14 protein-coding genes and 1 pseudogene are annotated in these 22,043 nt (G+C 38.9%); 12 read left to right on the top strand and 3 right to left on the bottom strand.

Annotated elements, in window-relative coordinates:
* Positions 1-186 precede the first annotated feature (186 nt).
* Positions 187-813, top strand: coding sequence for an ATP-binding cassette domain-containing protein (locus tag HMPREF2988_RS04375; RefSeq protein WP_025477231.1), 627 nt, complete (start codon positions 187-189; stop codon positions 811-813).
* Between the two features lie 2 nt (positions 814-815).
* Entirely contained in the window at positions 816-1,754 is a 939-nt protein-coding gene (locus HMPREF2988_RS04370; RefSeq protein ID WP_070770053.1) for a hypothetical protein, read from the top strand.
* A 126-nt stretch (positions 1,755-1,880) separates the two neighbouring features.
* Here HMPREF2988_RS04370 and HMPREF2988_RS04365 read toward each other — a convergent pair whose 3' ends face one another.
* On the bottom strand, positions 1,881-2,618 hold the full coding sequence (locus HMPREF2988_RS04365; RefSeq protein WP_002292113.1) for an amino acid ABC transporter ATP-binding protein: 738 nt from the start codon (positions 2,616-2,618) through the stop codon (positions 1,881-1,883).
* A gap of 1 nt (position 2,619) precedes the next feature.
* On the bottom strand, positions 2,620-4,122 hold the full coding sequence (locus HMPREF2988_RS04360; RefSeq protein WP_083314597.1) for an amino acid ABC transporter substrate-binding protein/permease: 1,503 nt from the start codon (positions 4,120-4,122) through the stop codon (positions 2,620-2,622).
* Positions 4,123-4,380: 258 nt separating this feature from the next.
* Between HMPREF2988_RS04360 and uvrB the strand changes: the two genes are divergently transcribed.
* From uvrB to HMPREF2988_RS04320, 8 genes are all read left to right on the top strand, one after another.
* The gene (gene uvrB, locus HMPREF2988_RS04355; RefSeq protein ID WP_070770052.1) at positions 4,381-6,375 is read left to right on the top strand and encodes an excinuclease ABC subunit UvrB; all 1,995 of its coding nucleotides are present in this window, start codon (positions 4,381-4,383) and stop codon (positions 6,373-6,375) included.
* Between the two features lie 9 nt (positions 6,376-6,384).
* Complete coding sequence (gene uvrA, locus HMPREF2988_RS04350; RefSeq protein ID WP_002314835.1) at positions 6,385-9,201, top strand: excinuclease ABC subunit UvrA; 2,817 nt, start codon at positions 6,385-6,387, stop codon at positions 9,199-9,201.
* 262 nt (positions 9,202-9,463) lie between these two features.
* Positions 9,464-10,729: a D-aspartate ligase gene (locus tag HMPREF2988_RS04345; RefSeq protein WP_070770051.1), complete on the top strand. Its 1,266-nt coding sequence runs from the start codon at positions 9,464-9,466 to the stop codon at positions 10,727-10,729.
* A gap of 3 nt (positions 10,730-10,732) precedes the next feature.
* Positions 10,733-11,464, top strand: a complete 732-nt coding sequence (locus HMPREF2988_RS04340) for an aspartate racemase (RefSeq protein WP_002329316.1) — start codon at positions 10,733-10,735, stop codon at positions 11,462-11,464.
* A gap of 136 nt (positions 11,465-11,600) precedes the next feature.
* Complete coding sequence (gene rapZ, locus HMPREF2988_RS04335) at positions 11,601-12,485, top strand: RNase adapter RapZ (RefSeq protein ID WP_002292102.1); 885 nt, start codon at positions 11,601-11,603, stop codon at positions 12,483-12,485.
* Positions 12,482-13,480 (top strand): gluconeogenesis factor YvcK family protein, encoded by a 999-nt coding sequence (gene yvcK, locus HMPREF2988_RS04330; RefSeq protein ID WP_002316327.1) that lies wholly within the window; start codon positions 12,482-12,484, stop codon positions 13,478-13,480. Before rapZ ends, yvcK begins: the two co-directional genes overlap by 4 nt.
* A gap of 33 nt (positions 13,481-13,513) precedes the next feature.
* The gene (whiA, locus tag HMPREF2988_RS04325; RefSeq protein WP_070770050.1) at positions 13,514-14,449 is read left to right on the top strand and encodes a DNA-binding protein WhiA; all 936 of its coding nucleotides are present in this window, start codon (positions 13,514-13,516) and stop codon (positions 14,447-14,449) included.
* 169 nt (positions 14,450-14,618) lie between these two features.
* Entirely contained in the window at positions 14,619-16,850 is a 2,232-nt protein-coding gene (locus HMPREF2988_RS04320) for an ATP-binding cassette domain-containing protein (protein ID WP_070770049.1), read from the top strand.
* 118 nt (positions 16,851-16,968) lie between these two features.
* On the opposite strand, the gene HMPREF2988_RS04315 is transcribed toward HMPREF2988_RS04320, so the two are convergent.
* Entirely contained in the window at positions 16,969-17,490 is a 522-nt protein-coding gene (locus HMPREF2988_RS04315) for a DsbA family protein (protein ID WP_070770048.1), read from the bottom strand.
* Between the two features lie 190 nt (positions 17,491-17,680).
* Here HMPREF2988_RS04315 and nifJ point away from each other — a divergent pair, with 190 nt between their 5' ends.
* On the top strand, positions 17,681-21,373 hold the full coding sequence (nifJ, locus tag HMPREF2988_RS04310) for a pyruvate:ferredoxin (flavodoxin) oxidoreductase (RefSeq protein WP_070770047.1): 3,693 nt from the start codon (positions 17,681-17,683) through the stop codon (positions 21,371-21,373).
* 188 nt (positions 21,374-21,561) lie between these two features.
* A pseudogene (locus HMPREF2988_RS04305) lies at positions 21,562-22,043 on the top strand (diadenylate cyclase); the annotation flags it as partial.

The raw sequence follows: 22,043 nt of genomic DNA, 5'->3' as shown, positions 1-22,043 counted from the left end.
CTATCACTTTCTATATTGATAAAAAGTTGATAATGAGCCATTACTATATTTTGGTAAAATATAAATAAATAAAAAAGTCGATTGATTGAATTAGTTCATTTTGATTGAAAAAGTTAAAAAAGTATATGGTAGGAGTACATGGTAATGGTGGTTCTACATAGTACTAATCTATTCAAGAGTTTGTCTATGAAACTTATTGATTTTTCTAAACGATTTGGGCAAAAAATCTTATTTGATCATCTGTCATTCACATTTGATCAAAATAAAATCTATTATCTTTATGGGGATAATGGCATTGGCAAAACCACTTTATTTCGCTGCATTGTCGGTATTGATAGCTACTCTGGAACGATTGAAAAAACAGGTAGTTGTTTTTGTGTTTTTGACTCCACCCCGTTTTACTTGAATCTAACTGGATTAGATAATCTGATTTTACTGACAAGAAATCGGCAAATAAAAGAACTAATCTCTAAACAAAAAATCGATTTTTTACCCCTTTCATTTTTATCGTATGTGAAAGTTAAGAACTATTCTCTGGGAGAAAAAAAGATACTTTCGCTGCTATTGCTATTGTTGCTTGCGCCCCGAGTTGTTTTATTAGATGAAGTGTTGAATGGATTAGATCAAAAGAATCGAAAAGTGCTACTTTATTGCTTGGTTCAGCTGAAAAAAGAAGCTACAGTCATCTTAAGTGGTCATGAAGAATATTACTTGGAAATGGCTGATGAGTTATTAAATGTAAAAAACGGAAAAATAGAACCTATCACGTCCGAGGATCTACGCAGCTTTTTTATTTCAACAAAAAGGAGGTAAAAATGCTTTTTGAATTTTATTATCAAAGACGTTCGAAAATATTTTACCTTTTTCTTTCAATAATATTGTTGCTTTCTACTTTGATGTTCGTTTCTCAAGTAATGCTCATTCAAAGTCATCTTCGTCATTTCCAATATTATGTAGAGGAAGCCTTGGCAAGGGGTGAAACGATCCAAGAAATACTTGAACAACCTTTTTCTATCAGTATGAACCAAAATACTGAAATAGTTGACAATCCGTTGAAATATCATTACGTTGCTTATCATTCCAGTTTTGCTGCTTTAAATGTCCAAAACGGGGTCAATCAATTATTGTCTTCTTCGTTTTTTGTTCTCTTTCCTTTTTTTTCGGGGGTATACGGGATAGTAATAGCAAATGCAGATATCAAATACCATACAATGAAAATCAGGCGCTGTTTGGATTCTCAATGGCAAATCAATCGTCATAAGATAGGAGCGGGGTTTCTTAGTTTGACTATTTTTATACTTGCTTCTCTCAGTTTATTTTTGACGTTGCAGTCTTTTTCAAGATTTTTTGTTCAGGCTGACAAATCGACACAAATCGATGAAGCGTTAATTAGGCAAATATCTTATCTTGAGAAAGCGCCGCTTCAATTGAGTGTCCTATTGGGGTTCGCATTTCTTTCCTTTTTAGTTTGTTATTATTTTACAACAGTCGTAAAGAATTCTTTCATCACCCTATGTCTCTTAGGAAGCTATTTTCTTTTTTTGCCACCACTAGGAAAATATGATCTCAAGAATATTTTGTTATATCTATATCCTAAAATATTTAATACAAATGCTTCAACTTTTAGGATCAATTCGGGTACGAGGGCTGAGTTTGGTATGTTCCATGTGTGCATTCTATGTGGAATGATTGTTCTATATGTATACTTGATGGAATTCGTGCAACAAAAATATAGTGTTATCACGGAAAAATAAAAAGGCTGAAACATAAGTCAAGTAAATAGGTCTCCAAGAGATAGATGTATTTCTTTGTAACTTCATACATCAATCTTTTGGAGGTACCTGTTTTCAGTGACTTTGTCTCAGTCTATAGAAGTAAATTTAAATATTTAATACTTTGTTCAAGAAATCTTTTGTCCGTTCATTTTGCGGATTTTCAAAGATTTGTTGAGGCGTTCCATCTTCTAAAAAGTTTCCGTCGTCAATGAACATGACGCGATTGGCTACTTCTTTAGCGAACCCCATTTCGTGCGTAACGATAACCATCGTCATACCTTGTTCTGCCAATTTTTTCATGACGTTCAAGACATCACCGACCATTTCAGGGTCGAGTGCAGAAGTAGGCTCATCAAAAAGCATGATGTCAGGATTCATCGCTAGAGCACGAGCGATAGCTACACGCTGTTTTTGTCCACCGGAAAGCATTTCAGGATACATATCTTTTTTATCTTCTAGACCAACTGTCTGTAGCAATTTGATTGCTTTTTTCTCTGCTTCTTCTCTGGATTCTTTCTTCAGATCCATCGGTGCTAAAATGATGTTTTCCAAAATAGAAAGATGAGGGAATAGGTTAAAGTGCTGGAATACCATTCCAATATGTTGTCTCACCAAGTTGATATCTGTGCTTTTATCCATCAAGTGGGCGCCGTCAATAATGATCTCACCGTCAGAAGGTTCTTCTAAACGATTCAAGCAACGCAAGAATGTACTTTTTCCTGAACCCGAAGGGCCGATGATACAGACGACATCTCCTTCGTTGATGGATACGTTGATGTCGTTTAATACTGTGTTATCGCCGTATTTTTTGACTAGATGCTCAACTAAGATTTTTTCTGCCATCTTACTTCACCTTCTTTTCTAAAACTTTCGCTAATTTTGTCAATGCTGTGATCAAGATCAAGTACATGATCGCGATGATCAAATAAACATACGTACTTTGTGTCGTACGTGCAACGATGATCTTACCAGTTTGTAGCAATTCGACTACACCGATTGCGGAAATGATCGTTGTATCTTTCAATGAGATAACGAACTGATTCACGAATGATGGAATCATGATGCGTATCGCTTGTGGTAAAATGATTTTTTGCATCGTCCGATTATAAGAAAGACCCAGACTTCTAGAAGCTTCCATTTGTCCGACAGGAACGGCATTGATTCCGCCTCGAACAATCTCTGCGATATAAGCACTTGCGTTAAGAGTCAAAGTGATAACACCAGCGATGAAGTCGGGGATCGTAAATCCAACGATACCAGGCAATCCAAAGAAAATAAAGAATGCAAGAACCATCATCGGAATCCCACGGATGATATCGACATAAATGCTAGCAACCGTGCGAAGCGCGCGTATTGGTGCTACACTGAATAATCCAAAAATCACACCGATCACTATAGCTAAAGCAAAGGAGATCAAAGTCAAGAGAATCGTTCGCCAAAGTCCTTTTAACAATGCTTGATAGTTGTTTTGGATAAGTCCAAGAAATGTCGATTCATCAGCTGCGGAAGAATCGCTAGAAGATTCTGAACCATTTGCTACATATTCTTTGATGATCTTATCGTACTCGCCTGTTCTTTTTAATTCTTTCAATCCTTCATTGAACATATTAAGAAGTTCAGGGTTTTGTCCTTTTTTGACGGCAAATGCATACTTTCCGCCAGATTCTTTTTCAATCGGTGTTTCCAATTCTTGTCCTTGTTTGATCGCATAACCAATTACTGGATAATCATCCATCATGGCATCGATTGCGCCAACTTTCAACCCGTCATACAATTGATCGGCAGCATCAAAATATTTGATAGAATAGCCGTATTCAGATTCATGATCGCTTAAAAATTCTGCACTTTCGGTTCCAACTTTTGCTCCGACTGTTTTTCCTTTCAAATCTTCATAAGACTTGATCGAAGTGTCGCCTTTTTTGACAGCTAATTGAATTCCGCTGTCAAAGTAAGAATCAGAAAAATCGTAGCTTTTCTTTCTTTCGTCCGTTACCGTCATTCCGGCAATCATCCCGTCTGCTTGTCCTGATTCTAAAGCTTGCAAAGCAGCGGAGAATCCACGATAGTCCATTCGGATGTTGAATCCTTGCAGCTTGGCGATGCTTTCCATCAATTTTACATCGATGCCCTCGTACTCACCGTTTGCGTTTTGAAATTCAAATGGAGCAAAAGCAGAGTCGCTGGCAATTACGTATACGTCTTTTTTGGGCTCTATTTTTTGCATTGTCTCGCTTGTGCTTGACTCTGCCGTTGTAGTGTTGTCAGCTTGTGCAACATGACCAAACGCAAGTGTCACAAGTCCTGTCATTAAGAAAACAAATGAGTGAAATAAATGCTTTCTTTTCATAATCAACCTCCTAAATTTCCAATATTTTATTATTATAGGCGAAAAGTGCTGAATCAGACAAGACTGTAAGCTTGAAAAAATGAAAAAAATGCGAATTTCTAACATTCTATGTTATAAAACGTAACATGGATAATGAGAGAAAAAAGTGGCGAAAGTATGTTCGGTGTGGTATAATTTTTTAGTAAGGAATGCCTTTGCTTTCCTTTTCTTTTTATTGGTCGTAAAATGAAAAGGAATGAATGAAAAGGAGGACAAAGAATGATTGAAAGAGATACCTCCCGACGCTTTGAGCTTGTCTCGAAATACCAACCGGCTGGTGATCAGCCTGAAGCGATTAACCAATTAGTGGATGGCGTAGTCGGCGGGAAAAAAGCACAAATTTTATTAGGTGCGACTGGAACAGGGAAAACATATACGATTTCCAATCTTATTGAGAAAGTGAATAAACCAACACTGATTATTGCCCATAACAAAACATTGGCTGGTCAGCTGTACGGGGAATTCAAGGAATTTTTCCCTAACAATGCTGTTGAATATTTTGTTTCTTATTATGATTATTATCAGCCTGAAGCTTATGTGCCTTCAAGCGATACGTATATCGAAAAAGATTCAAGTGTAAATGATGAGATCGATAAATTACGACATTCGGCTACTAGTTCATTATTAGAAAGAAATGATGTGATCGTCATTGCATCCGTTTCATGTATTTTTGGATTAGGTTCGCCTTTTGAGTATCAAAAACAAGTCGTTTCGATTCGACAAGGAGCAGAATTAGATCGCAACCAGTTGATTCGTGACTTAGTCAGTATCCAGTTCGAAAGAAATGATATAGATTTTCAGCGCGGTCGTTTTCGAGTGCGTGGTGATGTCGTGGAGATTTTCCCGGCTTCAAGAGATGAACGTGCCTTACGAGTGGAGTTTTTTGGAGATGAAGTCGAACGTATCCGAGAAGTCAATGCGCTGACAGGTGAAGTTTTAGGAGAAACGGAACATGTAGCAATCTTTCCGGCAACTCACTTTGTGACGAATGACGAACATATGGAGCATGCCGTAGCGAATATCAAAGCAGAATTAGAGCAGCGTTTATCTGTTTTACGAAATGAAAACAAACTTCTAGAAGCTCAACGTTTAGAACAGCGAACCAATTACGATATTGAAATGATGTTAGAAATGGGCTACACTTCAGGAATCGAAAATTATTCCCGGCATATGGACGGACGTAAAGAAGGCGAACCGCCTTATACGCTATTGGATTTCTTTCCTGAAGATTTTTTGATCGTGGCTGACGAATCGCACGTGACCATGCCTCAAATCAGAGGAATGTATAATGGCGACCGAGCGAGAAAACAGATGCTAGTAGATTACGGTTTCCGTTTGCCATCTGCTTTAGATAATCGGCCGCTTCGTCTAGAAGAATTTGAAAAACATGTCAATCAGATCATTTATGTCTCTGCGACACCAGGACCATATGAATATGAACAAACAGATACCGTTATCCAACAAATCATCCGTCCGACAGGGCTGCTTGATCCAGTAATCGAAGTCCGCCCAATCATGGGACAAATCGATGATCTAGTAGGCGAAATAAATGAACGGGTCGAAAAAGATCAACGGGTGTTTGTAACGACATTGACGAAAAAAATGGCAGAAGACCTCACAGATTATTTCAAAGAATTAGGAATCAAAGTCAAATATCTGCATAGCGACATCAAAACGTTGGAACGAACAGAGATCATTCGAGATCTACGATTAGGCGAATTTGATGTGTTAGTCGGAATCAATTTGCTTCGTGAGGGATTAGATGTACCTGAAGTTTCCCTTGTTGCTATCTTGGATGCAGATAAAGAAGGCTTTTTACGTAGCGAACGTTCCTTAGTCCAAACGATTGGGCGAGCTGCTCGTAATGAAGAAGGTAAAGTAATCATGTACGCAGACAAGGTGACGGATTCTATGCGTTTAGCGATGGATGAAACGTCAAGACGTCGTACAATTCAGCAGAAGTACAATGAAGAACATGGGATCGTTCCAAAAACGATCATTAAAGAAATCCGAGATTTGATTTCTATTACGAAAGAATCGGAAGATGATACAAAAGAAGCGGTACAAGTCTCGTACGAAGAAATGACGAAGGAAGAAAAAGACACATTATTGATGAAATTAGAAAAAGAAATGAAAGATGCGGCAAAAGCTTTGGATTTTGAAACAGCCGCTAATGTACGAGATATGATTTTAGAATTAAAAGCTTCGAAGTAGGAGGACAACATGGCTAACGATAAAATTACGATTCATGGTGCACGTGCCCATAACTTGAAAAATATAGATGTCACGATTCCACGAGACAAATTCGTGGTCGTTACAGGTTTGTCCGGTTCTGGAAAAAGTTCCTTAGCATTTGATACACTGTATGCCGAAGGACAGCGGAGATACGTAGAAAGTCTTTCTGCGTATGCCCGCCAGTTTTTAGGTCAAATGGATAAACCAGATGTAGACAGCATCGACGGATTGAGTCCGGCGATTTCTATTGATCAGAAAACAACAAGTAAAAACCCTCGTTCGACAGTAGGTACTGTGACGGAAATCAATGACTATTTACGCTTGTTGTTTGCTCGTGTAGGACATCCGATTTGTCCCAACGATCATATCGAGATTACCAGTCAATCAGTAGATCAAATGGCAGATCAAGTAATGGATTTGCCTGAGCGCACAAAGATCCAAGTATTGGCACCGATCGTGGTAAAGAAAAAAGGACAACATAAAAAAATATTCGAAAGAATCCAAAAAGAGGGATACGTCCGCGTTCGAGTCGATGGTGAAATCTATGATTTAAGTGAAGTGCCTGAGCTGGAGAAAAATAAAAAACATGATATCGCGATCGTCATCGACCGGATCATTGTGAAAGAAGGGATTCGTTCTCGTCTATTTGATTCTTTAGAGGCAGCCTTGCGACTGGCAGATGGCTATGCTTTGGTTGATGTGATTGGCGAAGAAGAAATGTTGTTTAGTGAACACTATGCTTGTCCTTATTGCGGATTTACTGTTGGTGAACTAGAACCAAGACTGTTCTCCTTCAATGCGCCTTTTGGAGCTTGTCCAGACTGTGACGGTTTAGGCGTCAAATTAGAAGTCGATCAAGATTTAGTCATTCCAGATAGAACGAAGACGCTTAGTCAAGGTGCAATCGTTCCATGGAACCCAATCAGCTCTCAATATTATCCTCAAATGTTAGCGCAGGCTTGCGAAAGTTTCGGTATCGATTTGGATACACCATTCGAAGAATTACCGGAAGAACATCAGGAGATCATCTTAAATGGGACAGATGAACTTTTCCATTTCCATTATGAAAATGATTTTGGTGGCGTTCGCGATGTAGAAACAACTTTCGAAGGAGTATTGAAAAATATCGAACGTCGTTATCATGATACGAACAGTGATTTCACGCGTGAGCAAATGCGTCTTTATATGACCGAATTGACTTGTCAGACGTGTAAAGGTTATCGTTTGAATCCTCAAGCATTATCTGTTCAAATCAATGGAACGAATATTGGGCAAACAAATGAATTGTCTATCCAAAAAGCAGTAGACTTCTTCTCAAACCTTACATTATCTGAACAAGAAAAAGTGATTGCCAAACCGATTTTAAAAGAAGTAAATGACAGACTTTCATTCTTAGAAAATGTCGGATTAGACTATCTAACCTTGAGTCGTGCTTCTGGAACGTTATCTGGAGGAGAAGCACAGCGAATCAGATTGGCTACGCAAATTGGATCGAATCTTTCTGGAGTTCTGTATATTTTAGATGAACCATCGATCGGATTGCATCAACGCGATAATGATCGACTGATTGGCTCATTGAAGAAAATGCGTGATCTTGGCAATACACTCGTTGTGGTCGAACATGATGAAGATACGATGTGGGCAGCAGATTATCTGATTGACGTCGGACCTGGAGCAGGGGAACAAGGCGGACAAATCGTTGCTGCAGGTACTCCTGAAGAAGTAGCTAATGATGAAAATTCTTTGACAGGGAAATATCTTTCAGGGAAAAAATCGATCCCGGTGCCAAAAGAACGCCGTAAAGGTAATGGGAAAGCAATCAAGATTACTGGTGCTTCAGAAAACAATCTGAAAAATATCAGTGTCGAATTTCCTTTAGGAGAATTTGTAGCAGTAACAGGTGTGTCAGGTTCTGGAAAGAGTACATTGGTCAATAGTATCTTAAAGAAATCATTAGCGCAGAAATTAAATAAGAATTCTGCCAAGCCAGGTAAATTCAAGACAATTTCCGGCTACGAAAGTATCGAAAAGATCATCGACATCGATCAAAGCCCAATCGGACGGACGCCGAGAAGTAATCCAGCGACTTATACGAGTGTCTTTGATGATATCCGTGGGTTATTTGCTCAAACAAACGAGGCAAAAATGCGGGGATATAAGAAAGGTCGTTTTAGTTTCAACGTAAAAGGCGGTCGTTGTGAAGCGTGTCGCGGGGATGGGATTATTAAGATCGAAATGCACTTTTTGCCTGATGTCTATGTTCCTTGTGAAGTATGTCATGGCAAACGATATAACTCTGAAACATTAGAAGTGCATTACAAAGGAAAAAGCATTGCAGATGTTTTGGAAATGACGGTAGAAGATGCTGTAGAATTCTTCAAGCATATTCCAAAGATCCATCGCAAACTGCAAACGATCGTTGATGTTGGCTTAGGGTATGTGACGATGGGACAACCAGCAACGACATTGTCCGGCGGCGAGGCGCAACGGATGAAACTTGCCAGTGAATTACACAAAATCTCTAATGGAAAGAATTTCTATATTTTAGATGAACCAACGACTGGTCTTCATAGCGACGATATCGCCCGTTTGCTGCAAGTGTTACAAAGATTAGTAGACGCTGGTAACACAGTTTTAGTGATCGAACACAATCTAGATGTAATCAAAACAGCCGATCATATCATTGATTTAGGACCAGAAGGCGGAGAAGGCGGAGGAACGATCCTTGCGACTGGAACTCCAGAAGAAATCATTGATGTAAAAGAAAGCTATACAGGTCACTATTTGAAAAAAATAATGGTATAAAGAAGAAAGATCGCTGAGATAGTTAAAAAAACATAAAAAAATGAATTTTTGCTTGTTTTCTTAATACCAGTGTTCTAGAATCATTACATGGTAGTTCTTTCTACACTGATTGGTATAGATAAAAACTTCCTATAAGTTCAATCCGTTCAAAAAAGAATTGAGCAATCGGAGGAGTTTCCTTTGATTGCTTTTTTCTTTATGGTATGATATTCCTTGTGTAGTTAGAAAAGAAAAACAAGAGATTATGAGTAAGTGAGAGATAATGATGAACAGTATTGAAAATGAAGAATTTATCCCTATATTATTAGGAAGCGACATGAACGTTTATGGTATGGCACGTTCTTTTAATGAAGCATACGGCAAAGTCTGCCAAGCATATGCTTCTGATCAATTAGCCCCTACCCGCTACAGTAAAATCGTCAATGTAGAAGTCATTCCAGGATTTGATAAAGACCCTGTATTTATCGAAACGATGCTTCGTTTGGCAAAAGAAAGATATTCTGATAAGAGTAAAAAATATCTTTTGATCGCTTGTGGTGATGGGTATGCAGAATTGATCTCTCAACATAAGCAAGAGCTGTCAGAATATTTTATCTGTCCGTATATTGATTATTCTTTATTTGAAAGACTGATCAATAAAGTAAGCTTTTATGAAGTTTGTGAAGAATATGATCTTCCGTATCCTAAAACATTGATTGTCAGAGAAGAAATGTTAGTAAATGGACGCTTAGAACAGGAATTGCCTTTTGAATTCCCGGTTGCTTTGAAACCCGCAAACAGTGTGGAATACCTTTCTGTTCAATTTGAAGGAAGAAAAAAAGCGTTTATTCTAGAAACGAGAGAAGAGTTTGATTTGATCTTAGGTCGGATCTATGAAGCCGGTTATACTAGTGAAATGATCGTACAAGATTTTATCCCGGGTGATGATAGTAATATGCGTGTGCTAAATGCGTATGTAGATGAAGATCATCAAGTTCGGATGATGTGTCTTGGTCATCCACTGTTAGAAGATCCTACACCAGCATCGATTGGAAATTACGTTGTGATCATGCCAGATTATAACGAAAAAATCTATCAAACCATTAAAGCATTTTTGGAAAAAATCGAATATACCGGCTTTGCCAATTTCGATATGAAGTATGATCCTAGAGATGGAGAATATAAATTATTTGAAATCAATTTGAGACAAGGACGTAGCAGTTTCTTTGTGACATTGAACGGCTTGAATCTGGCTCGTTTCGTCACAGAAGATCGAGTGTTCAACAAACCCTTTGTTGAAACGACCTATGGAACGAATCAATCAGATAAAGCAAGATTATGGATGGGTGTGCCCAAAAAAATCTTTTTAGAATATGCTCGGGAAAATGAAGACAAAAAACTAGCTGAGCAAATGATCAAAGAAAATCGTTACGGCACTACTGTATTTTATGAAAAAGATTGGTCAATCAAGCGCTGGATGTTGATGAAATATATGTTCCATAACTATATTCCAAGATTCAAAAAGTATTTTCATGTGAAAGAAGGCTAGTTCATGGAGAATTTTTTCAGTATTTTAGGCGGAATGGGCACGATGGCGACAGAAAGTTTTGTTCGCTTGATCAACCACCGAACGAAAGCTACAAAAGATCAAGAATATTTGAATTATGTCTTATTCAATCATGCAACAGTTCCTGATCGTACAGCTTATATTTTAGATCGATCAGAAGAAAATCCAATGCCGTTTCTGCTGGATGATATTGAGAAACAAAATTTATTGCGACCAAACTTCATTGTGTTGACTTGTAACACAGCACATTACTTTTTTGAAGAATTACAAGCGGCAACGGATATTCCTATCCTGCATATGCCAAGAGAAGCAGCAAATGAACTTGTCCGTCAGCATACGACAGGGAGAGTAGCGATTCTAGGAACAGAAGGAAGTATGAAAGCTGGAATCTATGAACGCGAAGTCAAAAATCTTGGATTCGAAACAGTGATTCCTGATACTGCGCTTCAAGAAAAAATCAATTATTTGATCTATCATGAAATCAAAGAGTCAGATCACTTGAATCAAGAACTCTACTATGAGATTTTGGAGGAAGCGGTAGAGCGATTAAACTGTGAAAAAGTTATCCTAGGTTGCACGGAATTATCTTTGATGCATGAATTTGCCGAAGATAACCATTACCCAGTGATCGATGCTCAATCTATTTTAGCGGATCGGACGATCGAACGTGCATTAGCTGAAAGAAATGAAGCATTAAATACAGTATCTGAAAAGTAGAAAAATCTTGGATTTGGGGCAAATATCCTAAAAGATATTTGGTCCAAATCTTTTTGTAAAAGAGAAAGAAAGCTGGTAATGATACGCCCGGAATGATATAATTTTATTATGTACAATGTGAGAGGGGTTCGTAAATATGACAGATAATTTGCAATTAGTCATCATAACAGGTATGAGCGGTGCAGGAAAAACAGTAGCTATCCAAAGTTTTGAGGATATGGGCTATTTTTGTATCGATAATATGCCACCTCGATTGATTCCAAAATTCTGGGAATTGATCAAAGAATCAGGTAAAGTCACAAAAATGGCTTTAGGAGTAGATTTACGTTCTCGTTCCTTCTTTGAAGAAATTCAAAACATGCTGATTGAAATCGAAAATACGAACTTCATCGACACTTCTATCTTGTTTTTAGATGCTTCGGACGAAGAACTAGTTGCTCGTTACAAAGAAACAAGACGAGCGCATCCGATGGCAATGGACGGTTTGATCACTGAAGGAATCCGTAAAGAGCGGGCAATATTAGACGACTTGAAAGCACAAGCTTCCGTGATCATTGACACCACGACATTGACACCACGACAATTACGCGAAAAAATCAACGAGTCTTTCAAGTCAAAGGGAGACCAAGGATTTCGAATTGAATTTGTATCATTTGGCTTTAAATATGGGTTGCCGATTGACTCTGATATCGTGATGGATGTACGTTTTTTGCCAAATCCTCATTATATTCCAGAACTAAGACCACTAACCGGTAAAGACCAACCAGTCTATGATTATGTAATGTCCTTTGATGAAACACAATCTTTCTATCATAAATTCTTGGATCTTCTGGAAACTGTATTGCCTGGATATATCAAAGAAGGAAAAAGCAGCTTGACAGTTGCAATCGGCTGTACAGGCGGCCAACACCGTTCTGTGGCGTTGACTGAACGTTTGGCAAATGCTTTAGGAAAAACATATAAAGTTAATGTGACACATCGGGACAAGGATAAAAGGAAAGAGACGGTGAACCGGTCGTGAAAATGAAAACCTACCGGATAAGGAAACCAAAGATCGTAGTGGTTGGCGGTGGCACGGGTCTGCCGGTTATTCTAAAAAGTTTACGAAATCAGGGAGCAGATATCACGGCAGTAGTGACTGTTGCGGATGATGGTGGAAGCAGCGGCGCAATCAGAGAATCGATCGCTATGGCTCCTCCTGGTGACTTGAGAAATGTCTTAGTAGCGTTATCGGATATGCCGCAATTCTATGAAGATATTTTCCAATATCGTTTTAAAAAAGAAGATCAGTTCTTAGCGAATCATACGATCGGTAACCTGATCATTGCTGCAGTTTCCGAAATGCGAGGAAGCACATACGAGGCGATTCAATTATTAGCGAAAATGATGCATGTAGATGGACACGTCTACCCTTCTTCAGAAACGCCTTTGACCTTGCATGCGGTCTTTAAAGACGGAACGACTGCAGTAGGAGAATCTAAAATCGCGATTGATCGCAAAACGATCGATCATGTCTATGTTTGCAACACGAATGATAAAAGTGAAGCTAAAGCGGCACGAAAAGTCGTTTCAGCAATTATGGATGCCGACATGGTCGTTTTAGGTCCCGGCAGTTTATTCACTAGCATCCTTCCCAATTTAGTGATACCAGAAATTGGCGAAGCTATGATTAATACAACTGCTGAAACCGTGTATATCTGTAATATCATGACCCAAAAAGGGGAAACTGAACACTTCACCGATGCCGATCATATACGTGTCTTACACAAACATTTGAAGCAGCCCTTTATTGACACGGTACTAGTTAATACGGAAAAAGTACCAGAAGATTATATGGACCCGGAAATCTATGATGAGTACTTAGTACAAGTTGCACATGATTTCCATGGATTGAGAAATGAAGGCTGTCGAGTGATTTCTACCGATTTCTTAGAATTGAAAGACGGTGGTGTCTTCCATGATGGAGACAAAGTGGTAGAAGAATTGTTCCGATTAGTTTTCGGTTCAAAATATTAAGCAATTTATTGTTGGAGAAAGGAGGAGAATAGGATGTCATTTGCTGCAGATGTGAAGAAAGAACTAACTGGTTTGGAAGTTCATCGAGAACATGCGAAAGCAGAATTAGCTGCTTTGTTGCGAATGAACGGCTCTTTAGGTATTGTGAACCAGCAGTTTATTTTGAACGTCCAAACAGAAAATGCTGCAATTGCCAGACGTATCTATTCTCTTTTGAAAGATCATTATCAGGTACGAAGTGAGCTACTCGTTCGTAAAAAAATGAAATTAAAAAAGAACAATGTCTATATCGTCCGCTTGAAGCAAGGCACAAAAGATGTGTTGATGGATCTTGATATTATGGATGGTATGATGCTCAATGGACACGTTTCGGACGAGATCATGGGGAATTCGCAAAAAATGCGTTCGTATTTACGTGGGGCTTTTATGGCCTCGGGTTCAGTCAATAATCCAGAAACAAGCCGTTATCATTTAGAGATATTTTCCATTTATGAACAGCATAACCAAGACATTTGCGATATGTTGAATTATTACGGACTGCATGCTCGAACGCTTGAACGACGCAATGGCTATATTTCCTATTTAAAAGGTGCAGAAAAGATTGCTGATTTCTTGACACTGATTGGTGCAACCAATTCGATGCTACGATTTGAAGACGTACGGATTGTACGGGATATGAGAAATTCGGTCAATCGCCTAGTTAATTGTGAGACAGCAAATTTGAATAAGACGATCGATGCGGCTTCTAAACAAATTGAAAACATCGAATTGATCGAAGCAAAGGTCGGTCTGCATGCCCTTCCTGAAAAACTTCAGGAAATTGCTGAACTCCGGCTTCAGCATCCAGAAGTCAGTTTGAAAGAGTTAGGGGAAATGATCCCCTCAGGTGCGATATCCAAATCGGGAATCAATCACCGCATACGCAAAATCAATGAATTTGCGGAAAAACTACGTGAAGAAGCAGTGTAATCCAATGTAAAAACTGATACATGAAGCAGAGATGCGGATGTATCAGTTTTTTTATTTGACAAAATATTACTTGCTTTTCTTTTCTTCTTCTGTCAAACTATAAATCCCTATTACTGCCCGTTGTTCGCCATAGATTTGTTTAAAAATCGATTTTAAAGGAGAAACAAGGATGACAGAGTATATTGAATTGATTCATGCACGAGAAAACAACTTGAAAAACATTGATTTGCGTATCCCAAAAAATAAAATTACTATCTTTACTGGCGTATCAGGATCTGGCAAATCTTCTATCGTTTTTGATACGATTGCACAGGAGGCAGGCAGACAGCTGAATGAGACTTTTAGTAGTTTTGCACGTAATTTTTTGCCTAAATATAGCAGACCTGATATTGATGAGATCAAGCATTTATCGACAGCTGTATTGATCAACCAGAAGAAACTGGGAGGAAATGCTCGATCCACTTTAGGTACTGCAACGGATATCCAGGCACTTTTTCGAATTTTATTTTCACGCTTTGCTGAACCGTCATTGGGTTATGCCAATGCGTATTCATTTAATGATCCTCAAGGTATGTGCCCTGTCTGCCAAGGAATTGGAAAAACGATAACATTGAATATCGATGCCGCGGTAGATGCGACACGCTCACTAAATGAAGGAGCAATCTTGCTTCCGAATTTCACGGTAGGGACTTGGTATTGGAAAATGTATGCAGAGACTGGTTTATTCGATCCAAACAAACCAATCTCCGAATACACATCAGAAGAATACGATCGATTATTGTATGGAAAAGCAGAGAGAATCAATATACCAGGTGCGGGAGATATGAATGTGACTTATGAAGGGATTGTCACTCGATTCATGCGAACCAATGTCCATACTGAAAAAGAAACAACGAAAAAAACAGCAAAGGTTCTGGAGACGTATACCAAGATGGACACTTGTCCAGAATGCCAAGGAAAACGTTTCTCACACGAAGTCCTAAACTCTAAAATAAACGGTTATAATATATACGATTTGACAGCAAAAGAATTATCTTCACTATTACAAATACTAGAAACGTTAGATAACAAAGAGCGTCATCCGTTGATTGCCAGTATCAAAAAACGTATCCAAGATTTGATTGATATTGGATTAGGCTATATGACATTGACACGCGAGACCTCGAGTTTATCTGGAGGGGAATCACAGCGAGTAAAAATGGTGAAGCAATTAGCTAGCAGTTTGACTAATATGATGTATATTTTTGATGAGCCAAGTACAGGATTGCATCCTAGAGATGTCCACCTACTTAATGATTTATTGAAAAAAATCCGGGATGAGGGGAATACAGTTCTGGTAGTCGAACATGATCCTGATGTCATCAAGGTGGCCGATCATATCGTGGATGTAGGACCTTATGCTGGAAGTCACGGCGGTGAGATCATGTATACTGGGGATTATGATGGATTACTGGAATCTGGTACGTTAACGGGAAACTATTTGCGACATCAATTACCAATCAAAAAAGAAGTACGGACATTTTCAGAAACCTTCATTAGCCGCCAGAGCTCTTTGCATAATTTAAAAAATATTCGTTTAGAAATCCCTAAAGGTGTATTTACCGTTGTTTCAGGGGTAGCTGGTTCTGGCAAGAGTACATTGGTCAATCAAGTATTTGTAAAAGACTTTCCAGAAAGCCTACTTATTGATCAAAATCCAATCCATACGAACAAACGGTCAAATCCAGCCACATTCAGTGGGATCATGAATAACATTCGGAAAGCTTTTGGTAAAGAAAATCAAGTTGATGCTGGATATTTCAGCTACAATTCTAAAGGGGCTTGTCCAGAATGCAAAGGAACGGGTGTAATCGAGCTTAATCTATCCTTTATGGACAAATCAGAGGTAGTTTGTTCAAATTGCCATGGGAAACGTTATGATCCAGCTGTTTTGGATTATCGTTATCGTGGAAAAAATATCGTAGAAGTTATGGATATGACCATAGAAGAAGCACTTGAATTTTTTGATGAGAAAGAGATCCAGCGAAAGCTTGAGAATCTAAAAGAAGTTGGTATTGGTTATCTGACTCTTGGACAGCCGATGGATACCTTGTCTGGCGGAGAAGCACAAAGGCTGAAATTAGCTAATGAATTGAAAACAAATGGACAAATATACATTCTAGATGAGCCAACAACAGGACTGCATATGTCAGATGTCGAAAATGTGATTCGAATTATCAATAACTTAGTGGATAAAGGGAACACGGTCATTGTTATTGAACACAATCTAGATGTGATCCGAAGTGCTGATTGGATCATTGATCTTGGACCAGAAGGTGGATCTGGTGGTGGAAATATTCTTTATGAAGGGATTCCAGGAGGATTAAAGAACGCACAAACGATCACTGGAAACTATATCTGATTGAATACTGTTTAGTGGAGAGGTTGTGACATAAGCTACTTCTGGAACACCGTTTATTCGGAAAAAACATACTAGGAAAGGGCTGTGACAAGACTTTTGTCACAGCCCCCTTGTTGTTTTATTTTGCTTGGATCAATTCTTTTAGTTTTTCTTTTGAAATAGATTCATCAAAGATTTCTTTATCCAAGATGACAGTTGGAACAAATCGAATATGTGCTTGCTCAGCTTCGTTGATGATAGCTTGGCTCAGCTGTTCGTCTTTTTGTTCTGCCAGCCCTAATTTATCTGCTGCAAAATCCGCTACTCCTTGGAGCGAAAGATGTTTCCACTCGTCTTGAGTATCGAATATTTGTTTGATCTCTTTGATTGCTTGTTGTCCATCGCTGATCGTGATATACCGGTGCATCACGTTTCCTCGCTGCAAGCTTTCTTTTTCTTTATCGAATAATTTGATCACTCTCTGTAATTGACCGCTTTGGACGGCTTCTTCCAATAGCTCATGAGATTCTTCAAACCATTGTCGGCAATATGGGCAAGCTAAGTTGATGAATTCGATCATTTTTTTAGGAGCATCTGATGAACCATAAGTAATACCTTTTTCTGTAGTTGTTTTTGTTGCATCAATCACTGATATATCCATGTAAAAACACCTCTTTCGGTTATAGTTTACACATGTCTGACAAAAAAAGGCAACGATTTAGATTGTTTTTCTAAAAAAATGATTGAAATAGACGTATGTGAAATATTTTTCTAAATAAAAGAAAAAATGGAATATTTTACGTTATAATGGAACAGATAATAAGAGAGAATATGAACAAGGATGATGAATCATGCGAAAAATGAAAACAATGGACGGCAATACGGCAGCCGCGTATATTTCTTATGCTTTTACCGAGATTGCTGCAATATATCCGATAACGCCAAGTTCGACCATGGCTGAATTAGTCGATCAATGGTCAGCAGCAGGAAAAGAAAATGTATTTGGTCAACCAGTAAAAGTAGTGGAAATGCAGTCCGAAGCAGGAGCAGCTGGCGTGGTTCACGGTTCACTGAAAACTGGTGCGCTGACAACTACATATACCGCCTCACAAGGGTTGCTTTTGATGATACCGAATATGTATAAAATTGCTGGGGAACTGCTGCCAAGTGTTTTTCACGTTGCTAGTCGGGCAGTGACGACGAATGCTTTAAATATATTTGGAGATCATGGAGACGTGATGGCTGCAAGACAAACAGGGTTTGCGATGCTAGCTGAAAGCAGTGTGCAAGAAGTGATGGATTTGGCACCTGTTGCCCATCTTGCTTCCATTGAAGGCGAATTGCCTTTTTTGAATTTCTTTGATGGGTTCCGTACGAGTCACGAAATTCAAAAAATCGAAGTTTTGGAATATGAAGAATTAGCTCCTTTGATCAATCAGGAGAAATTAGCTTCTTTTCGTAAACGAGGGATGAATCCCAATCATCCGACAGTTAGTGGCACGAACCAGAATCCAGATATTCATTTTCAACAACGGGAAACAATCAATCCGTATTATGATAAGTTACCTGCAATCGTACAAAAATATATGAAAGAGATCAATCGATTACGAGGTACTTCTTATGATCTAGTGACTTATTACGGAGCAGCTGATGCAGAAGAGGTCATTGTTTCGATGGGATCAGTTGCACAGACGATTGAGCAAACAGTTGATTATTTGAATGCAAACGGACGGAAAACAGGTTTTTTGAATATCCATCTTTATCGACCTTTTCCAGTGGAAACATTTGTGCAAAAGTTACCTCATACAGTAAAAGCAATCGCTGTTCTTGATCGAAGTAAAGAGCCAGGAGCAGGGGGAGAACCCCTTTTATTAGACGTTCAAAGTGCGTTATATGATTCTGAATTTCGCCCGGCTATTATTGGTGGTCGCTACGGATTAGGTTCGAAAGATGTGACGCCCGATCAAATATCGGTAGTTTTTGATGAATTGCAAAAAGATCCAAGTATACGCAAAAAACGGTTCACCATAGGGATCGTGGATGATGTGACTTATCAATCTTTGGAAACAAAAGAAAGTCTAGATTTAACAGAACCGCAAACATTCCAGGCAAAGTTTTGGGGATTTGGATCTGACGGAACAGTTGGTGCAAATAAATCAGCCATCAAGATTATCGGGGATCACACAGACAAATATGCTCAAGGCTATTTTTATTATGACTCGAAAAAATCTGGCGGTCTAACTGTCTCTCATCTTCGTTTTGGAGATAAGCCGATACGTTCAGCGTATCTTGTCGAGCATGCGGACCTTGTTGCTTGTCACACACCAGCTTACCTGCATAGCTATGACTTGGTCAAAGGATTGAAGCCAGGTGGAATCTTTTTACTGAATACTCTTTGGAGTGACGAACAATTAGAAACGCATCTGCCGATAAAATTAAAACGTTACTTGGCTGAAAATAACATTCGGTTCTATACGATCAATGCCATGAGATTGGCCCAAGAAGTTGGTTTGGGACGCCGAATCAATACGGCAATGGAAACAGCATTTTTTAAATTAGCTGACATCATTCCATTTGATGAAGTGATCCCGTTGCTAAAAGAAGAAGCGCTAAAAAGCTACGGGCATAAATCAATGGCTATCGTAGAAAAAAACATACAGGCAATCGATCGGACAATCGAACTGTTTCATGAAGTTGTGATTCCAGAAAATTGGAAAACATTGGAGATGCCTGAAAAAATCAATAAAAGAAACAGGGGGTATGTACAAGAAATCCTTGAGCCGGTGAATGCACAGGAAGGGAATCATCTCTCTGTTGGTACGCTTGTAGCAAATGGAATGACAACTGGCGAAATGCCTTTAGGAACGGCTTCTGTTGAAAAGCGAGGTGTCGCTTTAGAAGTACCTGAGTGGATTAGTGATCGCTGTACGATGTGTAATGAATGTGCCTTTGTTTGTCCTCATGCTGCCATCCGTCCATTTTTAGCAGATGAAGAGGAAATGGAAGAAGCGCCAGAAGGATTTATCGTGAGAGAAATGCGAGGCGCAGACGGCGTAAAATACCGTATCCAAGTTTCAGTGGAAGACTGTACAGGTTGTGGTCTGTGTGTAGAGGCTTGTCCCGCAAAAGGCAAAGCTTTAGTAATGAAACCTTATGAAGAACAGAAAGAACAAGCTATGAATTGGGCTTTTGCAATGACGCTAAGACAAAAAGAAAATCCAGTGAAAGGGAAAAACACGGTTTTATCGACACAATTCAACCAACCGCTTCTTGAATTCTCAGGCGCTTGCTCAGGCTGTGGCGAAACACCTTATGTAAAATTATTGACACAAATGTTCGGCGATCGAATGATGATCGCGAATGCGACAGGCTGTTCTTCTATTTGGGGCGGTGCCTCTCCAGCTTCGCCTTATACGACAAACGAATGTGGTCAAGGGCCTGCATGGTCAAATTCTTTATTGGAAGATAATGCTGAATTTGGTTATGGTATGCTTCTGGCGGCACAGACTCGTCGTGAGGCTTTGGCAAATTCAATCAAAGAAGTATTGCCAAAAGTATCAGAAGAACTGCGAGAATTGATGGAAGACTGGTTGGAACATCTCTTTGAGAGTGAAGGAACGCAGCAAAGAGCAGCAAAACTGCAAGCAGCGATCGAAAACGAACGATCAATTGTCCCTGAATTGGAAGGTATATACAAGAGAAGAGATCTATTCGTAAAAAACAGCCAATGGATGATTGGCGGAGACGGATGGGCTTATGACATTGGTTTTGGCGGGATCGATCATGTACTTGCTAGCGGAGCAGATGTAAATATCCTTGTTTTGGATAACGAAGTCTATTCCAATACTGGCGGTCAAACCTCAAAAGCAACACCAGCTTCGGCAATCGCTAAATTTTCAGCTAGTGGAAAATATGCTTCAAAGAAAGACTTAGGGATGATGGCGATGACATATGGGAATGTCTATGTAGCACAAATCGCTTCAGGTGCCAATCAAATGCAGACAATCAAAGCATTTGAAGAAGCAGAAAAGTATCCTGGTCCTTCTCTGATTATTGCCTATACACCTTGTATCACACATGGTTTGCTTGGTGGAATGAAAGAATCGCTTAAAGAAGCAAAAGAAGCTGTTTCTTCTGGTTATTGGTCATTATATCGATATAACCCTACAATGGTCGAAAAAAACAAAAAACCAATGACTTTGGACTACAAAAAACCTGATTTCTCTGCTATGCCTGATTTCATGAGGAAACAAGTTCGCTTTTCCTCGCTAGAGAACGCAAATCCAAATCTTGCAAAAGCTTTATTTGAAAAGACTGTCCAAGATGCTAAAACACGTTTTTACAACTATGCTGCACTGTCAGGAGAATTAGAAAAAATCAAGAAAAGACTTGAACCAGAAGAGTCTATTGATGTAGTCGTTAAGACGAGAAAAGAAAAAACGACGAATCTTGAAGCGGAAGAAAGAAGAGCAGCCCGAAGAGCCGCCAGAGCAGAACGACGTAAAAAAATGGAACACGTTACAGAAGAAAAAAGTGAAAAATAACAGAAAAAATATAATGAATAATTCTCTGAGGTTTAAAAATTTTTATTCTAGAGAAAAATAAAACGCATACTTGTAATTTTCTTGAAAATTATGTGTTTTTCTCAAGAAAAATACGAGCAGATCAGCCTCTAAAATTAAAACATATGATATACTAGAGAGGAAATCTCAAAAGAGAAGAGAGGCTTTTTATGTCATTTCAAATCGGGGAACTTTTTAATTTGGACTATTGGCAGCAAATGTTTTCCGGTGACTTGTTCTCTCTGAATTTTTTGGTGAACATACTTGATATTCTGGTTGTCTGGTATCTTGTATACAAACTGATCCAACTGCTGCGAGGCACAAAAGCGATTCAGCTTCTGAAAGGTGTAGCTATTTTTATTGTTATCCGAATCGTAGCGGAAATCATTGGTCTGCACACCTTGTCTTGGTTGATGAACCAAGTCATCACGTACGGGGTGATAGCTGCTATCGTGATTTTTCAGCCGGAAATCCGGAGAGGACTGGAACATCTTGGACGCAGTTCGCTTTTCAAACAATCAAAAAGCGAACAGCAGGAAGATGAGAAGATGATCTTGTCTTTTGACAAAGCCATCCAATATATGTCCAAGCGAAAAATCGGTGCGCTGATCACTATCGAACGTCATACTGGATTAGATGAGTATATTGAGAC

Origin of the sequence: Enterococcus sp. HMSC061C05 (genome assembly GCF_001814765.1) — a bacterium.
Taxonomy (GTDB): domain Bacteria; phylum Bacillota; class Bacilli; order Lactobacillales; family Enterococcaceae; genus Enterococcus_B; species Enterococcus_B lactis.
The sequence above is the reverse complement of the archived record's forward strand: the minus strand, read 5'-3'. Positions and strand labels throughout refer to the sequence as shown.